The following is a 24,405-nucleotide window of genomic DNA, read 5'->3' on the forward strand; positions in this document are numbered from 1 at the left end:
AAGCAGCCGCCCACAAGGCGCGGCGCAACCCGCAAGAAGAGACACACCATGAGCCTGCGTTCCACCCTCGACTTTTTGCTCTACGACTGGCTCGACGCCGAGTCGCTCAACCAGCGCGAACGCTTTGCCGACCACTCGCGCGAAACCTTCGACGCGGTGCTCGACACCTGCGAGCGCATCGCGCGCGAGAAATACGCCCCCTTCAACCGCACGGTGGACACGCAGGAGCCGCACTTCGACGGCGAGAAAGTCATCCTGCCCAAGGCCACGCACGACGCGCACAAGGCCTTCGTCGAGTCGGGAATGATGAGCGCCGCGCAGGACTACGACATCGGCGGCATGCAGCTGCCGTACACGCTGTCGGCCGCGGCCAACAGCTTCTTCGCGATGGCCTCGGTGAGCATCGGCTCCAACATGCTCACCAGCGGCAACGCCAACCTGCTGATGGTGCACGGCACCGAGATGCAGAAAGAGGTGTTCGCCAAGAACGAGTTCTCTGGCCGCTGGGCCGGCACCATGTGCCTGTCGGAGCCGCAGGCCGGCTCGTCGCTGAGCGACGTGGCCACGCGCGCCGTGCCCGATGGCGACGGCTTCCAGGACGACCCGCTGGGCCCGCGCTACCGGCTCACGGGCAACAAGATGTGGATCTCGTCGGGCGACCACGAGCTGACCGAGAACATCGTGCACATCGTGCTGGCCAAGATCCCGGACGAGAACGGCAAGCTGGTGCCGGGCACGCGCGGCATTTCGCTGTTCATCGTGCCCAAGCGCATGGTCGACACCCAGGGCGAGCTCACCGGCCAGCGCAACGACGTGGCGCTCGCGGGCCTGAACCACAAGCTGGGCTGGCGCGGCACCACCAACACGCTGCTGAATTTCGGCGAGGGCCGCTACCCGGTCGACGGCAAGGCCGGCGCCATCGGCTACCTGGTCGGCGCGCCCGGCAAGGGCCTGCACTGCATGTTCCACATGATGAACGAGGCACGCATCGGCGTCGGCACGGCCGCCACCATGCTGGGCATGGCCGGCTACCACGCGTCGCTCGAGTACGCCAGGAGCCGCCCGCAGGGCCGCTTGGTGAAGAAGCCGGAGGCTGCCGGTGTCGCCGGTGGTGCCGTGGCCAAGGATTCGGCCGCGCCGCAGGTGCGCATCATCGAGCACGCCGACGTGCGCCGCATGTTGTTGGCGCAGAAGGCGTATTGCGAAGGCGCGCTGGCGCTGGAGCTGTACTGCGCGCGCCTGGTCGACGAGCAGAAGACCGGCGACGTCCAGGCCGCCGACGACGCGCGCCTGTTGCTGGAAGTGCTCACGCCCATCGCCAAGAGCTGGCCCAGCGAGTGGTGCCTGGAGGCCAACTCGCTGGCCATCCAGGTGCACGGCGGCTACGGCTACACGCGCGACTTTCCGGTGGAGCAGTACTGGCGCGACAACCGCCTGAACATGATCCACGAGGGCACGCACGGCATCCAGGCGGCCGACCTGCTGGGCCGCAAGGTGCTGATGGAAAAAGGCCGCGGCCTGCAGCTGCTGGCCGGCCGCATGACCGACACCATCGCCCGTGCCGCCAAGGTGCCGGCGCTGGCGGCCCATGCCAAGGCGTTGGGCGCCGCGCTGCAGCGCATCGGCAGCGCCACCGAGGCGGCCTGGTCCACCGGCGACCCGGCCGACGCGCTGGCCAACGCGGTGCCCTACATGCAGGCCTTCGGCCACACAGTGCTGGCCTGGATCTGGCTCGACGTGGCGCAAAGGGCCCTGGAGATCGATGGTGAAAAGGCGAGGGCGGTAACAGCTGGCAAGATTGGCGCCACGGACTATTTCTTCCACTACGAGCTGCCCAAAATCGGTGCCTGGCTCCAGGTGGTCGAAACCCGCGACCCGACCTGTACCGCTTTGCCCGAGGACGCCTTTTGATGGCCATCAACAATCCGCCGAACCCCACTCCCGACCAGAAGAACACGCCGCCCGCCGCCACGCCGGCAATGCAGGCCAAGCCGCCAAAGCCACATGCCCGGCTCGAGAAGTGGATCTGGATCCTGATCTACGGCGGCCTGTTCGTGCTGATCCTGGGCATTGCCACCGGCCGCACCGACGCCACGCTGGGCTGGTCGATTGCCGTGCCCGGCGCCATCGTCGCGCTGGTGGGCTTCGCGCTCATCTACGTGCGCTCGCGGCTGCCCAACAAGTAAGCAGAGACAAGAGACGAAAGACAAGAAGGCCCCGCCATGCTCAAGCACATCGTGATGTGGAAGTTCAAGGAACACGCCGAAGGCGCCGACAAGGCGACCAACCTGCGCAAGGCGAAGGCCCTGCTCGACGCCTGCGCCAAGCTGTCGCCCGGCACGCACCGCTTCGAGGTGGCCATTGCCCAGCCCGGGCTCGAGGCCACCTACGACCTGGTGCTGTATTCGGAGTTCACCGACGCCGCCGCGCTCGCGGCCTATGCGGACCACCCGCAGCACGTGGCGCTCAAGCCCTTCATCGGCGCGGTCCGTGAAGCGCGCCAGTGCATGGACTACGAGACCTGAACCCGCCGAACCTGCCAACCCCGACATTCCCAGACAACGGAGACAACGCACCATGACGCCCCGCAACATCAAGCAGCTGTTCGACCTCACCGGCAAGAGCGCCCTCATCACCGGCGGCTCGCGCGGCCTGGGCCTGCAGATGGCCCATGCGCTCGGCGAAGCCGGCGCGAAGATCATGCTGAGCTCGCGCAAGGCCGAAGACCTGGAGCAGGCCGCCGCCGAGCTGCAGTCCGCGGGCATCGACGCGCGCTGGATCGCCGCCGACTGCTCGAAGGAAGAAGACACGCGCCGCCTGGCCGACGAGACGCTGGAGCGCATGGGCGCGGTCGACATCCTCATCAACAACGCCGGCGCCAGCTGGGGCGCCCCGGCCGAGAACCACCCGGTCGAGGCCTGGGACAAGGTGATGAACCTGAACGTGCGCGGGTACTTCATCCTCTCGCAGCACATCGCCAACGGCTACATGATCCCGAAGAAGACGGGGCGCATCATCAACATCGCCTCCATCGCGGGCCTCAACGGCAACGGCCCGGGCATGCAGACGCTGGCCTACAACACCTCGAAGACCGCCGTCATCGGCTTCACCAAGACGCTGGCCGCCGAATGGGGGCGCTACGGCATCAACGTGAACGCGATCTGCCCGGGCTTCTTCATGACGAAGATGGCCGCGGGCCTCATCAAGTCGCTCGGCGAAGAGAAGATGGCCGCCAACGCGCCGCTCGGCCGCCTGGGCGACGAGGAAGACCTGAAGGGCATCACGCTGCTGTACGCGAGCGATGCCGGCAAGCACATCACCGGCCAATGGATGGCGGTGGATGGCGGGGTCAGCGTGGTGCTCGGAGCCTGAAAGAAAACACCCCATGTCTTCCCCCGATTCCAGCGACATCAATATCCGCTCGTACACGAGCCAGATTCCGTTCGCGCGCCACCTTGGCTTCGAGCTGACGAAGTTCGAAGGCGGCGAGTCCGAAATCGTCTACACCGCCAAGCCCGAACACCTGAACACTTTCGACGTGACCCACGGCGGCGCCTGCATGACGCTGCTCGACATCACCATGGCGGCGGCCGCACGCAGCGTGTCGCCCGAGACCGGCGTGGTCACCATCGAGATGAAGACCAGCTTCATGCAGCCCTCGGTCGGCCCGCTGCACGCACGCGGCACGCTCATTCACCGCACCGCCACGCTGGCCTTCACCGAAGCCAAGATCTACGACGAGCAGGAGCGCGTGTGCGCCCATGCCACCGGCACCTTCAAGTATGTGAAGCGCCGGCTGCCCACGGGCCCCACGAGCGTCAACGAGATGCGCCCGCCGTCCACCGACTGAGCCGACTGAACCGACTGACGGTCCCACCGACCGTTCTACCCGTCCGATTGCATTCCCCCCAGGAGCCACACATGCCCACCAACAAGCAGATCCACCTCGACAACCGCCCCGAAGGCGAGGCCACCGCCTCCAACTTCAAGCTCGTCATCGTCGAGACGCCCGCGCTCAACGACAACCAGGTGCTGGTGCGCCACCACTACATGAGCCTCGACCCGTACATGCGCGGTCGCATGAACGACTCGAAGAGCTACACCGCCAACCAGCCCGTGGGCCAGGTCTTCCAGGGCGGCACCGTCGGCGAAGTGGTCGAAAGCAAGCACCCCAAGTACGCCGTGGGCGACAAGGTGGTGGGCTTCGGCGGCTGGCAGCAATACAGCGTGGTCGACGCCTCGCAGCCCGGCGCGCTGAAGAAGGTCGACACCACGCACGTGCCGCTGTCGCACTACCTGGGCGCCGTCGGCATGCCCGGCGTGACGGCCTGGTACGGGCTGGTGAAGATCATCGCGCCCAAGGCCGGCGAAACGCTGGTCATCACCGCCGCCAGCGGCGCCGTGGGCAGCGCCTTCGGCGCGCTGGCCAAGGCGCGCGGCTGCCGCGTGGTCGGCATTGCCGGCGGCCCCGACAAGTGCAAGTACGTGACCGACGAGCTGGGCTTCGACGCCTGCATCGACTACCGCCAGCACCCCGACGTGAAGTCGATGAGCGCCGCGCTGAAGGAAGCCTGCCCGAACGGCATCGACGGCTACTTCGAGAACGTGGGCGGCTACATCTTCGACGCCGTGCTGCTGCGCGCCAACGCCTTCGCCCGCGTGGCGCTGTGCGGAATGATCGCCGGCTACGACGGCGCGCCGCTGCCGCTGAACAACCCCGCGCTGATCCTCATCAACCGCATGAAGATCGAAGGCTTCATCGTCAGCGAGCACATGGAAGTGTGGCCCGAGGCGTTGGCCGAACTCGGCGCGCTGGTGGGCAGCGGCAAGCTCAAGCCGCGCGAGTCGGTCGCGCAGGGCATCGAGGCGGCGCCCGAGGCCTTCCTGGGGCTGCTGAAGGGCAAGAACTTCGGCAAGCAGCTGGTCAAGCTGATCTGAGCCTCTTCATTTAAAAACCACCGCGCATCACCTCAAGGGAACGACCATGGCAGACCTCATCCTTCACCACTACCTGACATCGCCGTTCTCGGAGAAGGTGCGCCTGCTCCTGGGCGTGAAGAAGCTGCCGTGGAAGTCGGTCTTCATTCCGCCGATCATGCCCAAGCCCGACGTGGAGGTGCTCACCGGCGGCTACCGCAAGACGCCGTTCCTGCAGATCGGCGCCGACATGTACTGCGACAGCGCGCTCATCGCTGACGTGCTGGAGCACCTGCAGCCCGAGCCCACGCTCTACCCGGAGCCCGAGAAGGGCATGTCGCGCATCCTCGCGCAGTGGGCCGACACCACGTTGTTCTGGGCCTCCATGGCCTGGAACCTGCAGCCCAAGGGCGCGGCCGAGGTGTTCGCCAAGGCGCCGCCCGAGGCGCTGAAGGCCTTCGGTGAAGACCGCGGCAAGATGAGCGCCGGCAACATGACCCGCCTGCGCCCGGCCGACGCCACCAGTGCCTACAAGTCGTACCTGCGCCGCCTGTCGGACATGCTCGACGACAAGCCCTTCCTGCTGGGCGAGGTGCCCAGCATTGCCGACTTCTCGGCCTACCACCCGCTGTGGTACACGCGCCGCATCGAGGCCGTGCGCGGCATCCTCGAGCTGACGCCGGCGGTGGTCGACTGGATGGACCGCGTGGCCGCCATCGGCCATGGCACGTCGGAAAAATTCTCGAGCGACGAAGCCATCGCGGTGGCCAAGGCCTCCACGCCGCATTCGCTGCTGACCGACAGCACCTTCCAGGACGACCACGGCATTGCGCTGGGCAGCGCCGTGACCATCCGCGCCGAGAGCTTCGGCCTGGAGGAAACGCCGGGCACGCTGGTCGCGGCCACGCGCACCCACTACACGCTGGAGCGCAGCCACGAGCGCACGGGCACCGTGCACGTGCACTTCCCGCGCATCGGGTACGTGCTGAAAAAGGCCGACGCCTGAATCACGGCGGCCCGGCCGGGGCACCTTCGTGACTGCGCTCGCGCGCAATACGTATTTCAATTGCGGTTCCAACGTCAGAGACATTCAACACAGAAGAAGGACACCGGCAAATGATTCAGGACTTCAAGGGCAAGACCGCCGTTCTCACCGGCGCGGGCTCGGGCTTCGGCCTCGAATGCGCGCGCATCGGCGCCGCGCGCGGCATGAACCTGGTGCTGGTCGACGTGCAGCAGGACGCACTCGACAAGGCCCAGGCCGAGATGGAAGCCGCCGGCGCGCAGGTGCTGGCGCGCAAGGTCGATGTGTCCGACGTCGCGCAGATGGAAGCGTTGGCAGCCGCCGTGAAGGAACGCTTCGGCGCGCCGCACTTCGTGTTCAACAACGCGGGCGTGGGCGCCGGCGGCCTGGTGTGGGAAAACTCCGTGGCCGACTGGGAATGGGTGCTGGGCGTGGACCTGTGGGGCGTGATCCACGGCGTGCGCCTGTTCACGCCGATGATGCTCGAGGCCGCCGCCAAAGACCCCGGCTACCGCGGCCACATCACCAACACCGCCAGCATGGCCGGCCTGCTCACGCCGCCGAACATGGGCATCTACAACGCGGCCAAGGCCGCCGTGGTGAGCCTCACCGAGACGATGTACCAGGACCTGAACCTGGTCACCGACCAGATCGGCGCGAGCCTGCTGTGCCCGTACTTCGTGCCCACCGGCATCACCAGCAGCGAGCGCAACCGCCCGAACGCGCCGAAGGACAGCGAGCTCACCAAGAGCCAGCTCATCGGCCAAGCCATGAGCAACAAGGCGGTGAGCAGCGGCAAGATCACCGCGGCCGAAGTGGCAGCCAAGGTGTTCGACGCCATCACCGCCAACCAGTTCTACGTGTACAGCCACCCGAAGGCGCTGGGCAACGTGCGCAGCCGCATGGAGAACATCGTCTCGGGCACGAACCCGGCCGACCCGTTCCTGGAGCGGCCCGAAATCGGGCTCAAGCTGCGTGAGCAGCTTCGCTCGGCCTGAGCGGCGTTCTTCTTTTTTCGTTTTCCGTTTTTTCAGCGGCCCTGCAGCTCGCCCACCAGCGTCTCGACGCGGGCGAGCGCAGCGGCGACCGACTGCGCGAGCAGGTCGCCCGGGTCTTCGGCATGCTCGACGCACACGCTGCGCACGTCCGTCAGCCCCAGCAGCGCCAGCGGGCTCGCGACGCCGGGCGTCAGCAGGTCCATGTGCGCCTGGAACCCACCCGGCCCGTAGCCGCTGCTGCCGCAGGCGCTGAGCAGCACCGTGCGGCGCTGGCGCTCGGCCAGCAGCGGCACATAGGGGTTCTCGCGGCTGCGGTCGAAGGCAAAGGTCTCGCCGATGCGCACGATGTTGTCGATCCATGACTTCAACGGCGCCGGCATGCCGAAGTTGTACATGGGCACGCCGATCACCAGCACGTCGGCGCGGCGCAGCTCTGAGACCAGCGCATCGCTTTCCGCGAGCGCCGCATGCATCCATGGCTCGCGTTCAGCCGGCGGGGTGTAGCCCGCCGCAATCCATTCGCCGGTGACGTGGCTCGGCGGGGTGGCGCCGATGTCGCGGTAGATCACTTCGTCGTGCGGGCGAGCGGCGCGCCATGTCGTCACGAAGTGGTGGCTCAGCCGGCGCGAGTGCGAGCCGTGCACGTGGGTGCCCGAACGGCCGGGGCGGGCGCTGGCATCGATGTGGAGCAGGGTGGTCATGGCGGGGTCTTCTGTGGCGATGGGTTGGATGAATCTGGTTCAGCTGTGTGCTTGACACGGTTCTCAATCTATCCAAGCATCCAGAGGGCGACAAACGACGATTTCTTTGCGCTGCTAAAAAATTAATTCATCCATGGCCACCCTGCACCAGCTCCCCGCGCTCGCATCGCTGCGCGCTTTCGAGGCTGCGGCGCGGCATTGCAGCGCCAAGCTCGCGGCGAACGAACTCTCGGTGACGCCCACTGCCATCAGCCACCAGGTGCGGCAGCTGGAAGATGCGCTGGGCGTGGCGCTGTTCATCCGCGAGCCGCGGCAACTGGTGCTCACGCCCCAGGGGCGCGAGCTGCAGGCGGTGCTCAGCGAATCGTTCGAGGCCATGGCGAACGCGGTGGCGCGGCTGCGCGCGCCGCCCAGGCGCCAGGCCATCACGCTGTCGGCCACGCCGGCCGTGGCCGCGCGCTGGTTGCTGCCGCGCGTGAACAGCCTGCGCGAGAAGCATCCGCGGCTCGACCTGCGCATTCATGCGTCGCACGACGCGGTCGCGCTCGACGGCGTCACCGCCGACATCGCCATCCGCTACGGCAAAGGCCAATGGCCGGGCATGGTCGCGCAGAAGCTGTTCGACAACGTCTTCGCGCCGGCGTGCAGCCCCGCGCTCAAGCTGCGCCGTCGCGCCGACCTGAAGCGCCACACGCTGCTGCACTTCTCGTTGCCCCGCAGCAGGAGCCAGCCCGGCACGTGGAGCGAGTGGCAGCAGCAGGCGCAGGTGCCGGGCCTGGACGTGTCGGCGGGGCCGGTGTTTTCCGACGAGACGCACACCGTGTCGGCCGCGCTGCAAGGGCAGGGCGTGGCGCTGATGAGCCTGGCGCTGATCGCCGACGAACTGCGCGCGGGCAACCTGGTGCAGCCCTTCGGGCCGCAGCTGCAGGGGCTGCCGTTCTACCTGGTGTGCCCGCAGGCGCGGCGTGAAGAGCCTGCCGTGGCGGCGGTGTTCGACTGGGTGCGCGAGCTGCGTCCCCTGGGCTGAAGGCGTTGACCCGACCGGTGCCCGACGCTACGATGACTTTCATGTTCGCTCCCGCAACCCCGACCTTCCACCTGCTGAATGCCCGCTTCGTGCGCGCATGCGCATGCTGTCTCGGTCGGCCAAGGGGTGCTTGCGGCTAGCGAATCACAGCTCACGTCCGCGTTCCTCAGGGCCACCCGTCGCAAGACCGGTGGCCTTTTTCTTTTTGTTCGGCAAGTTCTCACTCTCCAGGAAAGCCCAATGCCTCTCGTCCTGTACGACACCTGGTCGCGCGCCCTGCGGCCTTTCGCGCCATTGCAGCCCGAGCACGTCGGTCTGTACTGCTGCGGCCCCACGGTGTACGACCACGCGCACATCGGCAACCTGCGCACCTACGTCTTCGAAGACGTGCTGCGCCGCGTGCTCGAGCTGAACGGCTTCCGGGTGCGGCACGTCGTCAACATCACCGACGTCGGCCACCTCGTGTCCGATGCCGACGAGGGCGAAGACAAGATGGAAAAGGGCAGCCGGCGCACCGGCGAGTCCGCGTGGGCCATCGCGCAGCGCTACACCGCCGCCTTCCAGGCCGACTGGCGCGCCCTGAACCTGCTGGAGCCCACGGCATGGCCGTGCGCCACCGACCACATTCCCGAGCAACTGGCGTTCATTGCCGAACTGGAGCGCAAGGGCTTCACCTACCGCACCGCCAACGGCATCTATTTCGACACGACCCTGCAGGACGACTACGGCCACCTGGCGCGCCTGTCGCGCAAGGGCTTGCGTGCGGGCACCCGCGTTGCCATGGGCGACAAGCGCAGCGCCTGCGACTTCGCGCTCTGGAAGTTCAGCCCGGCGGATGCCAGGCGCCAGATGGAATGGGACAGCCCCTGGGGCCGCGGCTTTCCGGGCTGGCACATCGAGTGCTCGGCGATGGCGGCGAAATTCCTGGGGCCGTGGTTCGACATCCATTGCGGCGGCGAAGACCATGTGGCCGTGCACCACAGCAACGAGATCGCGCAGACGCAGGCATGCCACGGAACCCGGCTCGCCAACTTCTGGATGCACGGCCACTTCCTCACGCTGGACGACCGCAAGATGGCCAAGACCACCGGCGACTTCGTGCGGCTGCAGACGCTGGTGGACCAGGGCATCGACCCGCTGGCGTACCGCTACCTGTGCCTGGGCGCGCACTACCGAAGCACGCTGCGCTTCACCGACGAAGCCATTCGCTCGGCGCAGTCCGCGCTCGACCGGCTGCGCAAGACGTATGCGAGCTGGCCGCGCGGCGGTATCGCCGACGACAGGTTCGTGGCGCGCTTCAAGGCGGAGGTCGACCTCGACCTGAACATGCCGCGCGCATTGGCCGTGCTGTGGGAGCTGGTGCGCAGCGAGTTGCCGCCCGAGGTTCGACGCGCAACGGTCGATCGGTTCGATGCGGTGCTCGGTTTGCGGCTGGCCGAATGGGTGCCGCTCGTGCCCGAGGTTCCGGCCGAAATCGCCGCGCTGTTCGCGCAGCGCAAGGCGGCCCGTGCTCGCAAGGACTGGGCGCAGGCAGACCGTCTTCGCGAAGCGCTGAGGCTGCGCGGATGGCAGGCGAACGACGGCGAAAGCCCGCCGGGGTGACCTGGGCTGTCAAGCATGTCGGCGTCGCCTTTCAAGTCGATTTGGTTATTGCCGATAACAAAGTCACAAAATTGCCGCATTCTGTCTTCGGCCCGTTGGCGACTTGAAACAATTTTGTAAACGATTTAATTACCTGGCGATTACCATCTCGGGCACTAGAAGAAGACAAGGAAATTCATGGAGACATACCCGACCCTGCGCCAGGCCACTGGCGTGGCCCGCACCCTCAGCAAGCGCTCGTCCTGCACCATCGTGGTCTATCGCACTGGCGATGAGAAGTACGTGGCGGCCCATTCCACGGACAAGGTGGAGGGCACCATCGAAGGCGTGTACCGCGACGGCTACGTCGTCAACACCTTGCTGACGACCAAGAAGACCTGAAGGGGCGGTTCGCGCTTTTTCGCCAAGCCTCCTGCGGGAGGCTTTTTCGTGGCCGCCCGCAAAGCCCTGCCGCCTGTGCAGGCGCTGTCACACAGGCATCGAAAAAGGCAGTCTAGAATCGCCGCTCCCTTGGGGAGTAGCCGGCTTCCGGACTTCGGAAGCGCTCACGTCAACATACTCGGTCGCACCTTGCGACCGTGGCGTGAGCAACCGACAGGTTGGCGAGACCAGTGGTGCACGAGCGCGGCTTTGGCCGGCGGGTTCGTGCGCCGCGGCGTCTTGAACCGGCCTTGCTTGCGACTCCCACATGAACATCACCTCCACGATCCTTCTTGCATTCGCCATGTCGACGGATGCTTTCGCCGCGGCTGTCGGCAAAGGCGCAGCCTTGCGCAAACCCTCCTGGCGCGAGGCCTTGCGCACCGGGCTGATCTTCGGCGTCATCGAGGCGCTGACACCCGTCATCGGCTGGGCCGCGGGGCTGGCCGCCGCGAGCTACGTCGCGAAATGGGACCACTGGATCGCCGTCACGTTGCTCAGCGTGCTGGGCCTGCGCATGATCTGGGCGGGCTTCGGCGCGCCCGACGCGGTCGACGACAAGCCCGACCGCAACTCCTTCTGGACCCTTGCCCTCACCGGCTTCGCCACCAGCATCGACGCGATGGCGGTGGGCGTGGGCCTGGCCTTCATCAACGTGAACATCGCCTGGACCGCGCTGGCCATCGGCCTGGCCACGATGACGATGGTGACCATCGGCGTGATGGTCGGGCGCGTGCTGGGCGCGGTGATAGGCAAGCGCGCGGAAATCGTGGGCGGCGTGGTGCTGATCGGCATCGGCTTCCTGATCCTGTACGAGCACCTGAACGGGCTGGCCTGAGGCTTGAGTGCCGACCGCCCGCCTTGCTCGTTTCACTGCGAGCTCGGAATGCCCTGCATCAGCAGCGCCAGCGCCTTGCGCAGGCTCGCGACCGAGGCCTGCTCGCCCTTGTCGTAGCCCATGCGCACCACGACCAGGTCGTGCGACGGCACGATGAGCACCACCTGTCCGCCCGCGCCCAGCATGTAGTAGGCGGTGGTCGGCACGGGGAAGGTGCTGGTGCCGTTCAGCCAGAAGAAGCCGCCGTAGATGGGGCGCTTGTCCGCCGCCCAGGCCGGCGCGAGCGTGCTCACGAACTTGACGAAGCCTTCGGGCAACAGGCGCTCGCCGTTCCAAACGCCGTCCTGCAGGTACAGGTTGGCCAGCCGTGCCCAGTCGCGCGCGGACATGAAGTCGTAACCCTGCGCGAGGAAGTTGCCGTAGGGGTCGGTTTCCAGCGTCATGGTGCGAATGCCGATCTTGTCGAACAGCGCGCGCTGCGGGTACGACAGGTACTCCTCGCCGCGCTTTTCCACCGCCAGGCGAACCAGGTAGTTCGCCAGCACGGGGTCGGTGTTGCGGTAGCGGCCCACGGTGTTCGGCGGCCATTGCTGTGGCCGCGTGGCCGCGTAGTTGAAGGCGTTGATGCGCCCTGTGTAGAAATACACGTGGTCGGGGTAGGTGCCGTTGGGGTCGAAGTCCGGGTCGTCCGGCGCCTTGATGCGCAGGCCGCTCGACATGTGCAGGATGTCCGAGATGCGGATCTCCTTGCGCTTGTCGCCGTCGGACTGCCATTCGGGAATGGGCGCGGGCTGGTCGAGCTGGTACACGCCCTGCTTGATGAGCGTGCCCAGTAGCGTGGCCGTCACGCTCTTGCCCATCGACCACGACTCCAGCGGCGTGGTCGCGCCGATGCCGTTCATGTAGCGTTCGCCAACGATGCGCCCCTTGTGCGTGACCACGAAGGCCGCGGTGTAGGCGCCCGACACCTCGAAGGCCGCATCGACCGCCTGGCTCACCTTGGCGGTGTCGATGCCGGGCGCGGCATCGGTGGGCGTGACGTTGCCCATGGGCCAGGGCTGGCTCGCGGGGTCGGGCAGGGTGCTGGTGACGGTCACGGGCGTGAAGAACACGCCGTCCTTGCCCGGCGGCAGCGTGATGCAGCCCTGCGAGCCGAAATAGCGCGCCACCAGCGTGGGCCCGTTCGGGATGGTGATGCGAACTTCCTTCTTGTCGCGGTCGACCACCGGCTTGCCGACCTTGGCGCGCTGCGCGTAGGGGCCGGTGAAGTAGCCGACGCTCTCGGCGGCCACGTCGGGGTCGAGCCCGGTGATGAAGGCCGCGGAGCACATCGCCTTGGCGTAGCCGGAGGTGTTGTGCTCCAGCGGATCGCCGGGCGGCGGCACGTACGGCGTGTTGAGCTCGTAGGTTCGCGCGCGGGCAATGAGCGCTTCGCGTGCGGGGAGTTCAGGGGCGGGCGTACCGGTGGTTGGAGGAGGCGCCACACCGGTGACCGGCAAGACGCCGGCACCGCCGCCGCCACCCCCACCGCCGCCTCCGCATGAGGCCAAAGCTATTACAAGAAGTGCGCCTGCCGCAAGGGCAAGGGGGACGCGAGCCAACCTCTGCATGAACTCTCCTCACTTGTTATGGCGTGGAAGTCTCCTTCAGAAGCGTGACGAAATGCAAGCTCGTATTCCTGCGTTGCTTCAAACCCCCGCTGCTTGCGACGCGATCCAGTCCCACACCGAACGAACCGCCGGTTCGTTCTCCCGCCCATTCGCCGTCGCGAGAAAGTAGCTGCCCGTGTCGAGCGCGGGACCGAAAGGCTGCACCAGCGCGCCGCTGCGCAGCTCTTCGGCGCAAAGCGTGAGGCTCAGCAGCGCCACGCCATGGCCCGCGAGCGCGGCCAGCGCGGCGTGCGTCTCGTCGGAAAACGACAGGCCCGCGGCCCTCATCGCACGCGCTTTCGGCGCTGCGATGCCCGCTTCGCGAAACCAGCGTGGCCACACGGCGGGCGCGAGGGCCTGCGGCTGCCAGTCGCAATGAATGAGGCGGTGCTTCGGCAGGTCGGCCGCGCGCTTCAGTTTCAGCATGGGGCTGCACAACGGCGCGTAGCGCTCGGGCATGAGCTCGCGCGACACCAGCCCCGGCCACTGGCCGCTGCCGGAGCGCACCGCGATGTCGGCATCGCCGCGCGCCAGGTCGACCAGCGTGTCGCTCGCATGCAGACGCAGCTCGACGGTGGGGCATGCCTTGCGAAACGCCTCCATGCGCGGCAGCACCCAGCGCGCGGCGAAGGCGGTGTTGGTGCTGAGCGTGACGGCCTGCGACGCGGCGGGCCGGCGCAGCCTGGCGATGCCCGCTTCGAGCACGTCGAAGCCCATGCGCAGGTCGTCGAACAGCCGCTTGCCCGCGGGCGTGAGCGCGAGCTGGCGCGTGAGCCGCACGAACAGCGGCTGGCCCAGCGTGTCTTCCAGCGCGCGCACCTGATGGCTGATGGCCGAGGGCGTTACCGACAGCTCGAGCGCCGCGCGCTGGAAGCTCAGGTGCGCGGCCGCGGCCTCGAACGCGCGCAGCGCCAACAAGGGCGACAACCGCCGCGAGGGACGAACAGGTGAGCTGGTTTCTTCCATCGGCAGAGAAATGATCGTTTGTGAAGGGAGGTCCTGAACCCTAGATTCATGGCCTGCGTGGCCATTGTGGCAGCGCCCCGTTTCCAGCACCTGCACCTCATGCACCCCATGCAACACATGCACTCACCCATGAAGACCCCGAACCTCCACCTGCTGCACATCGATTCCAGCGCCCGCCCGGGCCGCTCCGGCACCGACCCGCACGGCTCGCACACGCGCCGCCTGTCGGCGCGCTTCGTCGAGCGCTGGCGCCATGCGCGGCCCGGCGACACCGTCGAGCACCTCGACGTGGGCCAGCACCCGCCCGCGCACGTCGATGGCCGATGGATCCACGCCGCGTTCACGCCGCAGGCCGCGCGCGAACCGTGGATGACGCAGGCGCTCGCCGAAAGCGATCGGCTGGTCGACCAGCTCATCGCCGCGGACGTGATCGTCATCGGCCTGCCCATGTACAACTTCAGCGTGCCCGCGCAGTTCAAGGCATGGATCGACAACATCGTGCGCGTGGGCCGCACCTTCGGGTTCGACCGTTCGCGCGGCGCGGTGCCGTACTGGCCGCTGCTGGCCGACGCCGGCAAGCGCGTGGTGTTGCTGGGCGCGCGCGGCGACCACGGCTACGACGCGGGCGGGCGCGCGGCGCACCTGAACCACGCCGAGGCTAGCGTGCGTTCGGCTCTGGGCTACATCGGCATCACGGATGTGTTCGAGGCGGCGGTGGAGTCCGACGAGTTCGGCGGCGAGCAACTGGCGCAGTCGCTGCGGCGCGCCGAGTCGCGGGTCGATGAGCTGGCGGACTTTCTGCTGCGCTCGGCCATGCGCAGGCAGGCGCCGGGCCATGCCGTGCTGTCGGGCAGCGTCAGCGCGTCGGCATCAGGGGCGCAGGCCTAGCGCGGTGCGGCGGATGAAGCGACCGCGCCCGCAGGCACGTCGTCCCACCCGCCACCGAGCGCCTTGTAGAGGTTGACCGTGTTCACCGCCTGCTTGAGCTGCAGCTCGATGGCCTGGCGCTGCTCCAGGTACAGCTCGCGTTGCGCGTCGGCGCCGGCGAAGTAGTCTTCCAGCCCGTTGCGAAAGCGCGTGCGCGAAATGGACGCCACCTTGTCCAGCGCCTGCACGCGCGCTTGTTGCGCGACGATCTGCGGACGCAGGTGGCTGTCGGTGATGAGCGCGTTGGCCGTTTCGCGCAGCGCCTGCTGCACCGCGTATTCGTAGCTGGCCATGGCGGCGGCCAGGCGCTCTTCGTTGGCGCTCAGGTTGGCCGAGCGGCGGCCCCAGTCGAAGATCGGCAGCGACACGCCCAGCACCGTGGCCCAGCTGCGGTTGCCCGCACTCAGCAGGCTGGAAAACTCGGTGCTCAGCCCGCCCGCCACCGCCGTCAACGAAAAGCTCGGATAGAACGCCGCCTTGGCCGCGCCCACGCCCGAGTTGGCGGCCTCCACGCGCGCATACGCGGCCAGCAGGTCGGGGCGGCGCTGCAGCAGGCTGGCGGGCAGGCCCACGGGCACGTCGGCCACCGAGCGTTCGGGCCAGGGGCGCTGCATGCCGATGGTCGGCGGCACGGGCTGGCCGACCAGCACCGAGAGCCACTGCAGGTCTTGCCCCACGCGCATGCGGAACTCTTCGCGCTGCACGTTGGCGCGCTCCACCAGCGACTGCGAGCGCAGCACGTTCAGGTCCGACGTGCCGCCCACCGTGCGGGCCCGCTGCATGACGCGGGTGCTTTCGCTCTGGCTGCCGAAGTCGCCCTCGGCCAGCGCCAGCAGGGCACGGTCGGCGCGCAGCGTGAGGTAGGCGTTCGACACCTCGCCCACCAGGTTCATGCGCGCCGCCGCCAGGTCGCGCTCGCTGGCCAGTGCCTGCGAGCCGGCCTGCTTCACGCCGGCATCGACACGGCCGAAGAAGTCGAGCTCGTACGAGGTGATACCGGCCTGCACGGCATAGGTGGTGGCCACGCTGCCCACGCCGTTCAGGGCCTGGTTGCTGGTGACGATGCCGTCGGGCCCCAGCGAGGTGCTCACGTTGCCGCGCCCGACGGAGCCGGCCACGCCGATTTCGGGGAACAGGCCGGAGCGCGTGCCGCCGTAGACGGCGCGCGCCTCGCGGGCCTTGGCGGCGTACACGCGCAGGTCGCGGTTCTGCAGCAGCGCGGTGGCGATCAGGCCGCGCAGTTCGTCGTCGCGCACGAACACATGCCACGCGACCGGCGCCGCGGCGGCGTTGCCCGTGCCCTCGGCCCACTGGGCGGGCACCACCACGTCGGCCTCCTTCAGCGGCGGCGTGAGGTTGCAGCCCGTGAGCACCAGCACGCCCAGCATCAGCACCATGACCAGCGGCAGCGGCGCGGCCATGGCGCGGGCAAAGCCGAACGGCAAACGCGCGACACGCGGCATCCGGGGCATCCGCGGCATCCGGCGCACACGGGGCCAGTGCCATCCCGCGCTCCCCATGAACGCCAGCGCCGCGCGCCCCGGCTTCACCTGCACGGCCACATGGCTGGGCGGCAGGCTGAACACCAGGCGAATCAGGTGGTCGTGCAGCACCTCGTCGCGCACGAAGGCGAGCTCCACGCCCGCTGCCGAACGGCCCTTCAGCAGCGCACCGACCCAGCCCACGCGCTCCACGTGCACGTCGAGCCGTTCGCCCACGGGCATGCGCCGCAGCAGCGCGCTTTCGCGCAGCACCGCGCCGTCGACCGCGATCTGCACGAAGCGCGTCGCGCCCACGCCGGCGGCGCTGCGCAGCGTGGTGTCGGCGCCGTACGGAAAGCGCTCGTCGTGCTCGGGCCGCGGCCGGTCGATGCAGGCGATGAGCGCGGCCAGGCAGTACAGGGTGGTGACGATGGTCCACAGCACGTTGAGCATGTCGCCCGTGGTCATGGTGCCCCCGATGGAGCCGATGGCCGCCGCCTCCATCGCCACGATGAGGCCGCCGAACACCAGCACCAGGTTCCAGTGCACCACGGTCTTCGAGCGGTCCTGCCCCTTGGCCGTGACCTTGAAAGGCCGCCCGAAGGGCCGCACCAGCGAGGTGACGATGGTGCGCGTGACGGCCATGGCCGCCACGATCTGCGTGACCTCCGTGAACACCGGCAGGCAGCGCCACTGGCTGATCCAGTAGGTGTAGCCCCAGAACATCACCAGCGGCGGCAGCCCGTACATCGAGAAGGCGCGCGGCGTGGCGTGGAAGGCCGACACGCCCGTGTACCAGTACAGCGCGGGCGCGGCGAGCATCAGCAGGATGAAGGGCTTGGTCAGCCAGTGCAGCAGGCCGTGCACGTAGTGCACCCGCGCCGCAAAGCTGTAGCCGCGCCCGCGCAGCGGCCCGTCGCGCAGCAGCGCCACCTGGATGGTGCCCAGGCACCAGCGGCTGCGCTGGTTGATGTAGTCGACGATGCTGTCCGCCGAGAGCCCGTTCGACAGCCGCTCGTTGAGCCAGCGCGTGACCCAGCCGAAGCGCATCAGCGTGTAGGTGGTGTAGATGTCCTCGCACACGCTGCCCGTGGGAAAGCCGCCGGCCTCGGTGATGGCGTCGCGTCGTATCACGAACGAGGTGCCCACGCAGAAGGCCACGTCAGCCGCGTCCTTGGCGGGTTGCAGCACGTCGAAGAACACGCGCTGCTCGTCCACCCAGCTGTCGGTGGCGCGCAGGTTGTGCTGGATGGGGTCGGCGTTGTAATAGAACTGCGGCGTCTGCACCAGGCCCACCCGGGCCTCGTCGAACAGGCCCAGCGTGCGGTAGACGATGTTGCGGTGGGGCGTGAAGTCGGCGTCCAGCACCAGGATGAAGGGCGCGTTGGTGGCTGCGGCCGACAGGCGCAGCCCGTTGTTCAGGTTGCCGGCCTTGGCGTGCGCGTTGTCGGGCCTGCGCGCGTAGTGCACGCCCTTACGCTCGCAGTAGTCGCGCAGCCAGTCGCGCCGCGTGTCGTCGAGCACCCACACGTTCACATGCGGGTAGTCGATGGCCTGCGCGGCCAGGATGGTCTTCTCGAGCACGCCCAGCTCTTCGTTGTAGGTGCAGATGAACACATCGACCGCTGGCACGTCCGTGCCGCGCGCGCGCAGCGCGGCCTCGCCGCGGTCGGCCTGGGCGTGGTTGTCGCGCCGGCGCGTGAGCATCTGGATGGACAGCAGCGTGTAGACGATGGCGATCATCTCGAACGCCAGGAACACCCACGACACCAGCGTGCCGAAGCCCAGGTCGGCCGGCGGCAGCGTCTCGGCCAGCCGCCACGCCACGTAGCGCACCAGCACCAGCGCGGTAAGAAAGCCGAACAGCACGCGGTGCGAGGCGCGGTCGGCGCGGGCGTGGAAGATCATGATCAGCGCCAGCGCCGCGACCATCAGGTTGACCCTGAACTCGGGCGTGTCCATCAGTTCGAGCATGGTGTTTCTCCTGAAGGGGCCGTGGTGGCGTTGGGGGTGACGACGTTGCCGGTGAACGGGTTCCAGCCCGTGGCCGCGAGCGCGATCCAGGCGGTGGCGCCCAGGTGGGGCCAGCGGTAGTAGAAGAAGTCGGCACCCACCGAGTCGGGGCCGCTGGCCAGCCCGGTCGAGATGCGCGGGCTCGGCGTGGCGTAGTACAGGCCGTTGTCCGCGCGCTGCGCGGCCAGCAGCTGCCACAGCGCATCGGGCGCCGCGCCCTTCACGGCCACCAGCGTGGCGGCGGCCTGCGCGCTGCCTTCGGTCCAGATGCCGTCGGGCTGCTGCGAAAAGCCGTAGCCGTCGCCGAAGCGGTGGTTGCGCTCCACCCACGCCAGGCCCGCGCGCCACGCGCACCCGCCCCGCGGTGCCGCGAGCAGCGGCCACAACTGCGCATCGAGGCCCGAGCCCGTGGTGGCGATGGTGGCGCCGTCGGCCTTGGTGCCGATGTAGAAGCGCTGCTCGCTTGTGCTCCACATGCGCGAGACAAAGGCCAGCGCCACGTCCGCCTGGCGCGCCTGCTCGGGCCGGGCGCTGCCGCGCGCGGCCCATGCGGCGGCCATGGCGATGTCGATGTTGTGCTCGGTCGATTTCCAGGTCTGCGCGGTTTGCGCGTTGTCCCAGCCGTACCAGCCGCCCTGGTAGCCGTCGGGGTCGACGGTGGCGCGGGCGCGCTGCTCGATCCACCCGAGCAGCCTTGCCGTCGCCTCGGTGTAGCGGGGCGAGGGCGAAGGCAGGGCGCGGCTCACGTTCAGCAGCAGCAGCGCGGCCCATGCCACGTTGCCGGTGGCGGTGCTCACCTGGTAGGCATCGGCAATCCACAGGTTCTTGCCCGCGTCCCAGTAGCCGGCGAGCACCGGCTTGCCGTCGGCCATCGGGCCGGCGCGGTAGCCGTTGCGCACGCGCCCGTCGGTGTAGAGCGGGTCGCGTTCCACGGCGAGCGCCACGGCGTCGGCGATGCGCGTGGCCGAGGCGGTGTCGCCGCAGGCCAGCAGGGCGATGCCGGCCAGCGCGTTGTCGTACACGAAGGCCACGTTCGCAAGGCTGGGCGACAGCTCGGGCACGCCTTCGATGGCGCGCTCGGTGCGGTAGCTGGACAGCAGCAGCGCGGACGACGGATCGCCGCGCGCGTCGGTAGCGACGGCGCGGCGCAGGCCCTCGCAGCTTTGCTGCGCAAGCGACTGCTGCACTTCGGTCGCGGCCATGGTGCGGTTGGAGGTGAGCGCGGTGAAAGCCACGGCACAGAGCGCGACCAGCGCGACACCTGCGACAGCCGCTGGCAACGCGCCGGCGCGCAGAAAGAGAGGAGGGCGGCTCATCGCGGTCTTGTCGCTATGTCGGGGGCTGTGTCGATGCTGTATCGGGGCTACGACGCCAGCCTGGCCGATACCACCTTGCCGGGCGCGCACAACCCGCGTTGCTCCAGCCATTCCGGGGAGTCCGATTCCACATGGGCGACCGCGTACACCGAGCCCTGCTCCGCGAAAGGGAAGGGCACGGCGTAGCGGCTCTGGAAGTCTTCCGGCGCGACCGGCAGGATCTGCGTGACGCGCGCCGACACCTCGGGGCGGCTGTCGTCGGTCTTCACCGCGATGGTCGAGCCCATGTTCAACCGCTTGGCCACCCGCGGCGGAAACACCGCCACCACCTCGACGCGGCTGCAGTCGATCATGCGCACCAGCGTGGCGCCCTGCGGCACGTAGCTGCCCTGCGGCATGAGCACGGTGTGCACCTGCCCGGCCTGCAGCGCGCGCACCTCGAAGGCGGCCATGCGGTCGATGCGGCGGCGCTCGTCGGTCTCCAGCGTGCTCACCTCGCGCAGCTGCTGCTGCAACGCTTCGCTGTCGTGGCGGGCGCGCTCGATGTCGCCGGCAAGCGTCTCGCGGCGGTTGGCCAGGGTCTGGTACACGTTGCCCCCGCTGCCGCCCACGAACACGCCGCGGCTGGCGCTGGCCACGCTCTGGCCCAGCCCCGCGTAGGCCTGCTCGGCCACCGCCGCGCTGGCGCGCGAAATGCTCAGCTGCGCCTGCGCCGCGTCCATGGCCTGCGGGCTCACGGCGCCTTCGTCGAGCATGGCGGAGGTGTGGCGCACCTTCAGCTCCTGCTCGGCCACGTTGCTCTGGGCCACGTCGCGCTGGCGCTGCGCAACCTGCCAGGCGTCGCGCGTCTGCGCCATCGAGGCCGAGCGGTACAGCTTGCCCTGCTGCTCGACGAACTGCAGTTCTTCGGTGGAGGCGCTCAGCTGGTTGGCCAGTTGCGCCACCTGGCTTTGCAGCGCCAGGCGCTGCGTGGTGAGCGTGGTGAGGATGTCGCGGTTGATGGTCGGGTTCTGCACGGTGGCGACCACCGCGCCCGCGTCGACCTTGTCGAGCGCGCGCACCGTCATCTGCGTGACCACGCCGCTGATGGGCGATGTCACCAGCACCACCGGCGCCTGCAGCACCGTGCGCGTGGCCTGGCGCGACACCAGCGGCTGGATCAGCGTGGTCACCACCAGCCACAGCACGAAGGCGAGCAGGGCGTAGCCCGCCACGCGCGGCACGATCGACTCCGGCGTGGAGGCGGGAGCAGCATGATGGGATCCGCCGGGCGGTGTGCCAGGTGGTGCGCCCCCGGCGCCCTTGCGCCTGAGGCGCTGCAGCCAGCTGGCAGCTTCGGCATCGGCGACTTCGTTCGCTTCCCGGACAGTGCTTGCGTTCATGTGCGCCTCGCAATAGATGACGTTGGTGACCTAAAGAAACCGTCGTCTCCGCTGTCGCGGCACATCTTTGGGGCGTGCCATCTGCTGTTGCTGCAATGCAGCAATAGACATGCCAAAAGTTAACAATTTATGCTTACATGAGCAACAGGATGTACACGTTGCGGCGCAACCGAAAACGGCCGGCGGACGTGGCGCCGACACTTCCTCGCGCGGTGGAACCCGCCGATACTCGAGTCGACAACTCACGCCGGCAACGCACCGGCATCTGAAAGTTCAATGAACGCCACCGGACCCTCGACATTCCGCTTCGCCCTGCACACCCGTCTCAGCCTGGGCGTGGCAGCCCTGGTACTGGCAGCGACCTTCGGCATCGCGACCTACGCGATGCACCTCGTCAAGAGCAGCATGCAGGCGTCGATCGCCGCGGAAGAACTGGCCCGCGTGAGCGGCATTTCAGACGCCATAGACCAGAAGCTTGGCAGCCGCCGCATCCTGCTGCAGACCTTCGCCGAAAGCGTGCAGGCGCAGGCGTTTCCCGACGCCGAGCCGCTGCAGGCCTTCCTGGAGCGCCACGCCTCGCTGCGCCAGGCCTTCGACAACGTGGCCTTCCTCGACAGCGACGGCAAGCTCGTGGCCAACCTGAACGGCGCGCTCGTCAACGGCAGCGTCAACGTGAAGGACCGCGACTACTTCCAGCAGACCGTGGCGAAGAAGGCCGGGCTGGTTTCGCAGCCTTATCGCAACCGCCTGAACGGGCTGGCGCAGGTGGCCATCACCCAGCCGGTGCTCGACGCCGCGGGCGACGTCAAGTTCGTGATTTCCGGCGCCATCAACCTGAAGGACCGCAACATCCTCGGCGCGCTGGGCGACGTGCGCTTCGGCAAGCACGGCTACCTGTTCATCACCACCACAGACGGCGTGGTGGTCGACCACCCTGACCTCGCGCGCATCCTGAGCGTGGTGCAGCCCAAGGTCGGCAACGCCGAGATCCTGCGCGCCATGGCCGGCTTCGAGGGCACAGGCGAGGGCGTCGACGAGACCGGCGTGCCCAGCCTGTATGCGTTCGACCGCACCGAGCAGACCAACTGGGTCGTCGGCGCCATGTACCCGCGCGCCGAGGCCTTTGCCCGCGTCGACGCCATCGAGCGCAACGCCTGGCTCGGTGCGCTGGTGCTCGCGCTGACCGCCGGCGCGCTGGCGTTCGTGGTGGTGCGCCGGCGCCTGAAGCCGCTGGCCGAGCTGCACGGCCACATGCAGTCGGCGCGAGAGAGCGCCGCCGGCGCGCAGGCACCGCGTGTTGCGAGCCACTACGCGCCCGACGAGATCGGCGACCTGTCGCGCACCTTCGACGAGCTGATGGCCCAGCGCCACGCCAGCGAGCTGAGCCTGGCGCACAGCGAGGCGCAGGTGCGCACCATTGCCGACAGCATTCCGGCCATGGTCTCGCACGTGGACGCCTCGCTGCGCTACACCTTCGTGAACGAGCGCATCCGCGCGCTGCACCACCACGCGCCGCTGGTCGGGCGCGCGATGCCCGAGGTGCGCGGCGCCGACTTCGCCGTGGTCGAGCCGTATTTCGAGCGCGCGCTGGCCGGCGAAACCGTCATCCTCGAGAAAGCCGGCGACCCCGCGCTGGGCATCGGCGAGCGCACGTTCCAGGCGCACTACATTCCCGACCTCGACGCCGACGGCGTGGTGCGCGGCGTGTTCTCCATGACCTTCGACATCACCGAAGAAGTGAACGTCCGCAAGGCCGTGGCCGAGAAGGAAAAGCGCCTGCGCGACGTGACCGACAGCATTCCGGCGCTGGTGGGCTACTTCGACCGCAACCAGAACTGCCTGTTCGGCAACATCCGCGCGCGCCAGATGGCCGGCCTGGGCGACAAGCCCATCGAGGGCACCACGCTGCGCTCGGCGCTGGGCGATGAAATGTACGAGCAGCACAAGCCCTACCTGCCGGTGATGCTGTCGGGCAAGAAGGTGCGCTTTCCGGTGCGCGCGCCGGTGCACGGCAAGCAGGGCTACTTCCAGGTCAACCTGATTCCCGACACCAACGCGCGCGGCGAGGTGGTGGGCTTCTATCTGATGAGCTTCAACATCACGGCGCTGAAGGAGGCCGAGCTGCGCCAGGCCGAGAGCGAGCTGCGCCTGCGCACCATCACCGACAACCTGCCCGCGCTCATCACCTACATCGACCGCGAGGAAAAGATCACCTTCGCCAACGCCACCAGCCGCGACTGGCTGGGCCTCGACCCGATGCAGGTGCTCGGGCGCCACCTGCAGGACGTGGCCGGCCGCGACGTGTACCTGTCGCGCAGGCCCATGCTGGCGCGCGCGCTGGGCGGAGAAAAGGTCGAGTTCGAGGCGCGCACGCAGCGCAAGGGCTTCGAGCGCATCACGCAGGTCATCTACGTGCCCGACGTGCGGGCCGACGGCCTCACGCACGGCATCTTCTCGCTGGCGCTGGACATCACCGCGCTGAAGCTGGTGGAGCACCAGCTCATCGAGCTCGCGCGGCTGGACACGCTCACCGGCCTGCCCAACCGGCTGGCCTTCAACGAGCACCTGCCCGACGCCGTGTTGCGCGTGCGGCTCACGGGCAACGCCATGGCGCTGATGTTCCTGGACGTGGACCATTTCAAGACCATCAACGACACCTTCGGCCATGCCGTGGGCGACGCGGTGCTGGTCGAGTACGCGCGGCGCCTGCTGGCCAGCGTGCGCGGCACCGACAAGGTGGCCCGGTTGGCCGGCGACGAGTTCGTGCTGGTGCTGGAGAACCTGGCCGGCCCGCAGGCCGCGGCCACCGTGGCCGAGAAGGTGGTGGAGCGCATCAACGGCACGCCCTTCGTGGTCGAGGGGCAGACCATTTCGGTCACCACCAGCGTCGGCATCGCCTTTCACTGGGCGGCCGACTCGGCGGCCACGGCCGAAGAGCTGCTCGCGCGGGCCGATGCGGCGCTCTACAACGCCAAGGCCGCGGGGCGCAACCGCTTCGAGTTCTTCCTGTCGGCCGGCGTGCCGCGGGACCCGCTGATGCTGGGCGGGGAAGTGGCCGATCCGGCGCCGGAAGGTAAGTAGGACGAGCAGGGCAAGCACGCGGCGCTGGCGATGGTCAGCCCGAACGGCGCAGCCGCCGCCGGG

The 24,405-nt window shown here is 68.4% G+C and carries 20 protein-coding genes and 1 riboswitch; of the genes, 14 read left to right on the forward strand and 6 right to left on the reverse strand.

Annotated features, from left to right (window positions below; translation table 11 throughout):
- Positions 1-48: 48 nt before the first annotated feature.
- From QTI51_RS07815 to QTI51_RS07850, 8 genes are all read left to right on the forward strand, one after another.
- Positions 49-1,911, forward strand: a complete 1,863-nt coding sequence (locus QTI51_RS07815; RefSeq protein WP_116909049.1) for an acyl-CoA dehydrogenase — start codon at positions 49-51, stop codon at positions 1,909-1,911.
- The gene (locus QTI51_RS07820; RefSeq protein ID WP_371083706.1) at positions 1,911-2,186 is read left to right on the forward strand and encodes a hypothetical protein; all 276 of its coding nucleotides are present in this window, start codon (positions 1,911-1,913) and stop codon (positions 2,184-2,186) included. The genes QTI51_RS07815 and QTI51_RS07820 overlap by 1 nt, the downstream gene beginning before the upstream one ends.
- A gap of 36 nt (positions 2,187-2,222) precedes the next feature.
- On the forward strand, positions 2,223-2,525 hold the full coding sequence (locus tag QTI51_RS07825; RefSeq protein WP_116909050.1) for a Dabb family protein: 303 nt from the start codon (positions 2,223-2,225) through the stop codon (positions 2,523-2,525).
- Between the two features lie 52 nt (positions 2,526-2,577).
- A complete protein-coding gene (locus tag QTI51_RS07830) occupies positions 2,578-3,372 on the forward strand; it encodes an SDR family oxidoreductase (RefSeq protein ID WP_116909051.1) in 795 nt (264 codons plus the stop codon).
- Positions 3,373-3,385: 13 nt separating this feature from the next.
- Positions 3,386-3,850 (forward strand): PaaI family thioesterase, encoded by a 465-nt coding sequence (locus tag QTI51_RS07835; RefSeq protein ID WP_116909052.1) that lies wholly within the window; start codon positions 3,386-3,388, stop codon positions 3,848-3,850.
- Between the two features lie 71 nt (positions 3,851-3,921).
- Positions 3,922-4,938, forward strand: a complete 1,017-nt coding sequence (locus QTI51_RS07840; protein ID WP_116909053.1) for an NADP-dependent oxidoreductase — start codon at positions 3,922-3,924, stop codon at positions 4,936-4,938.
- Between the two features lie 46 nt (positions 4,939-4,984).
- The gene (locus tag QTI51_RS07845; protein WP_116909054.1) at positions 4,985-5,923 is read left to right on the forward strand and encodes a glutathione S-transferase family protein; all 939 of its coding nucleotides are present in this window, start codon (positions 4,985-4,987) and stop codon (positions 5,921-5,923) included.
- Between the two features lie 110 nt (positions 5,924-6,033).
- Positions 6,034-6,939 (forward strand): SDR family oxidoreductase, encoded by a 906-nt coding sequence (locus tag QTI51_RS07850; protein WP_116909055.1) that lies wholly within the window; start codon positions 6,034-6,036, stop codon positions 6,937-6,939.
- Between the two features lie 32 nt (positions 6,940-6,971).
- On the opposite strand, the gene QTI51_RS07855 is transcribed toward QTI51_RS07850, so the two are convergent.
- Positions 6,972-7,640: an FMN-dependent NADH-azoreductase gene (locus tag QTI51_RS07855; RefSeq protein WP_116909056.1), complete on the reverse strand. Its 669-nt coding sequence runs from the start codon at positions 7,638-7,640 to the stop codon at positions 6,972-6,974.
- A 133-nt stretch (positions 7,641-7,773) separates the two neighbouring features.
- Here QTI51_RS07855 and gcvA point away from each other — a divergent pair, with 133 nt between their 5' ends.
- From gcvA to mntP, 4 genes are all read left to right on the forward strand, one after another.
- The gene (gene gcvA / locus QTI51_RS07860) at positions 7,774-8,667 is read left to right on the forward strand and encodes a transcriptional regulator GcvA (protein ID WP_116909057.1); all 894 of its coding nucleotides are present in this window, start codon (positions 7,774-7,776) and stop codon (positions 8,665-8,667) included.
- 240 nt (positions 8,668-8,907) lie between these two features.
- The gene (gene cysS / locus QTI51_RS07865; RefSeq protein WP_116909058.1) at positions 8,908-10,269 is read left to right on the forward strand and encodes a cysteine--tRNA ligase; all 1,362 of its coding nucleotides are present in this window, start codon (positions 8,908-8,910) and stop codon (positions 10,267-10,269) included.
- Positions 10,270-10,446: 177 nt separating this feature from the next.
- Positions 10,447-10,650: a hypothetical protein gene (locus tag QTI51_RS07870; protein ID WP_132749034.1), complete on the forward strand. Its 204-nt coding sequence runs from the start codon at positions 10,447-10,449 to the stop codon at positions 10,648-10,650.
- 124 nt (positions 10,651-10,774) lie between these two features.
- A riboswitch (yybP-ykoY riboswitch) is annotated at positions 10,775-10,944 on the forward strand.
- Between the two features lie 13 nt (positions 10,945-10,957).
- Positions 10,958-11,527, forward strand: coding sequence for a manganese efflux pump MntP (gene mntP / locus QTI51_RS07875; protein WP_116909059.1), 570 nt, complete (start codon positions 10,958-10,960; stop codon positions 11,525-11,527).
- 32 nt (positions 11,528-11,559) lie between these two features.
- Here mntP and QTI51_RS07880 read toward each other — a convergent pair whose 3' ends face one another.
- Positions 11,560-13,011 carry a serine hydrolase domain-containing protein gene (locus QTI51_RS07880; RefSeq protein WP_286512064.1) on the reverse strand — a complete coding sequence of 484 codons (1,452 nt, stop codon included), beginning with the start codon at positions 13,009-13,011 and terminating at the stop codon, positions 11,560-11,562.
- A gap of 204 nt (positions 13,012-13,215) precedes the next feature.
- On the reverse strand, positions 13,216-14,142 hold the full coding sequence (locus QTI51_RS07885) for a LysR substrate-binding domain-containing protein (RefSeq protein ID WP_286512062.1): 927 nt from the start codon (positions 14,140-14,142) through the stop codon (positions 13,216-13,218).
- A gap of 129 nt (positions 14,143-14,271) precedes the next feature.
- Between QTI51_RS07885 and QTI51_RS07890 the strand changes: the two genes are divergently transcribed.
- Entirely contained in the window at positions 14,272-15,030 is a 759-nt protein-coding gene (locus QTI51_RS07890) for an FMN-dependent NADH-azoreductase (protein ID WP_286512060.1), read from the forward strand.
- On the opposite strand, the gene QTI51_RS07895 is transcribed toward QTI51_RS07890, so the two are convergent.
- From QTI51_RS07895 to QTI51_RS07905, 3 genes are read right to left on the reverse strand one after another with little or no spacing between them, the layout of a single operon-like run.
- Positions 15,027-18,524, reverse strand: a complete 3,498-nt coding sequence (locus QTI51_RS07895; protein WP_286512058.1) for an efflux transporter outer membrane subunit — start codon at positions 18,522-18,524, stop codon at positions 15,027-15,029. The two genes, QTI51_RS07890 and QTI51_RS07895, sit on opposite strands and share 4 nt — an antisense overlap.
- Entirely contained in the window at positions 18,512-19,879 is a 1,368-nt protein-coding gene (locus tag QTI51_RS07900) for a hypothetical protein (protein ID WP_286512057.1), read from the reverse strand. Before QTI51_RS07900 ends, QTI51_RS07895 begins: the two co-directional genes overlap by 13 nt.
- A 47-nt stretch (positions 19,880-19,926) precedes the next feature.
- A complete protein-coding gene (locus QTI51_RS07905) occupies positions 19,927-21,261 on the reverse strand; it encodes an HlyD family secretion protein (RefSeq protein ID WP_116909064.1) in 1,335 nt (444 codons plus the stop codon).
- A gap of 276 nt (positions 21,262-21,537) precedes the next feature.
- On the opposite strand from QTI51_RS07905, the gene QTI51_RS07910 reads away from it, so the two are divergent.
- The gene (locus tag QTI51_RS07910; RefSeq protein ID WP_116909065.1) at positions 21,538-24,342 is read left to right on the forward strand and encodes a sensor domain-containing diguanylate cyclase; all 2,805 of its coding nucleotides are present in this window, start codon (positions 21,538-21,540) and stop codon (positions 24,340-24,342) included.
- Positions 24,343-24,405: the final 63 nt, after the last annotated feature.

The organism is Variovorax sp. J22G73, assembly GCF_030317035.1.
GTDB lineage: Bacteria > Pseudomonadota > Gammaproteobacteria > Burkholderiales > Burkholderiaceae_C > Variovorax.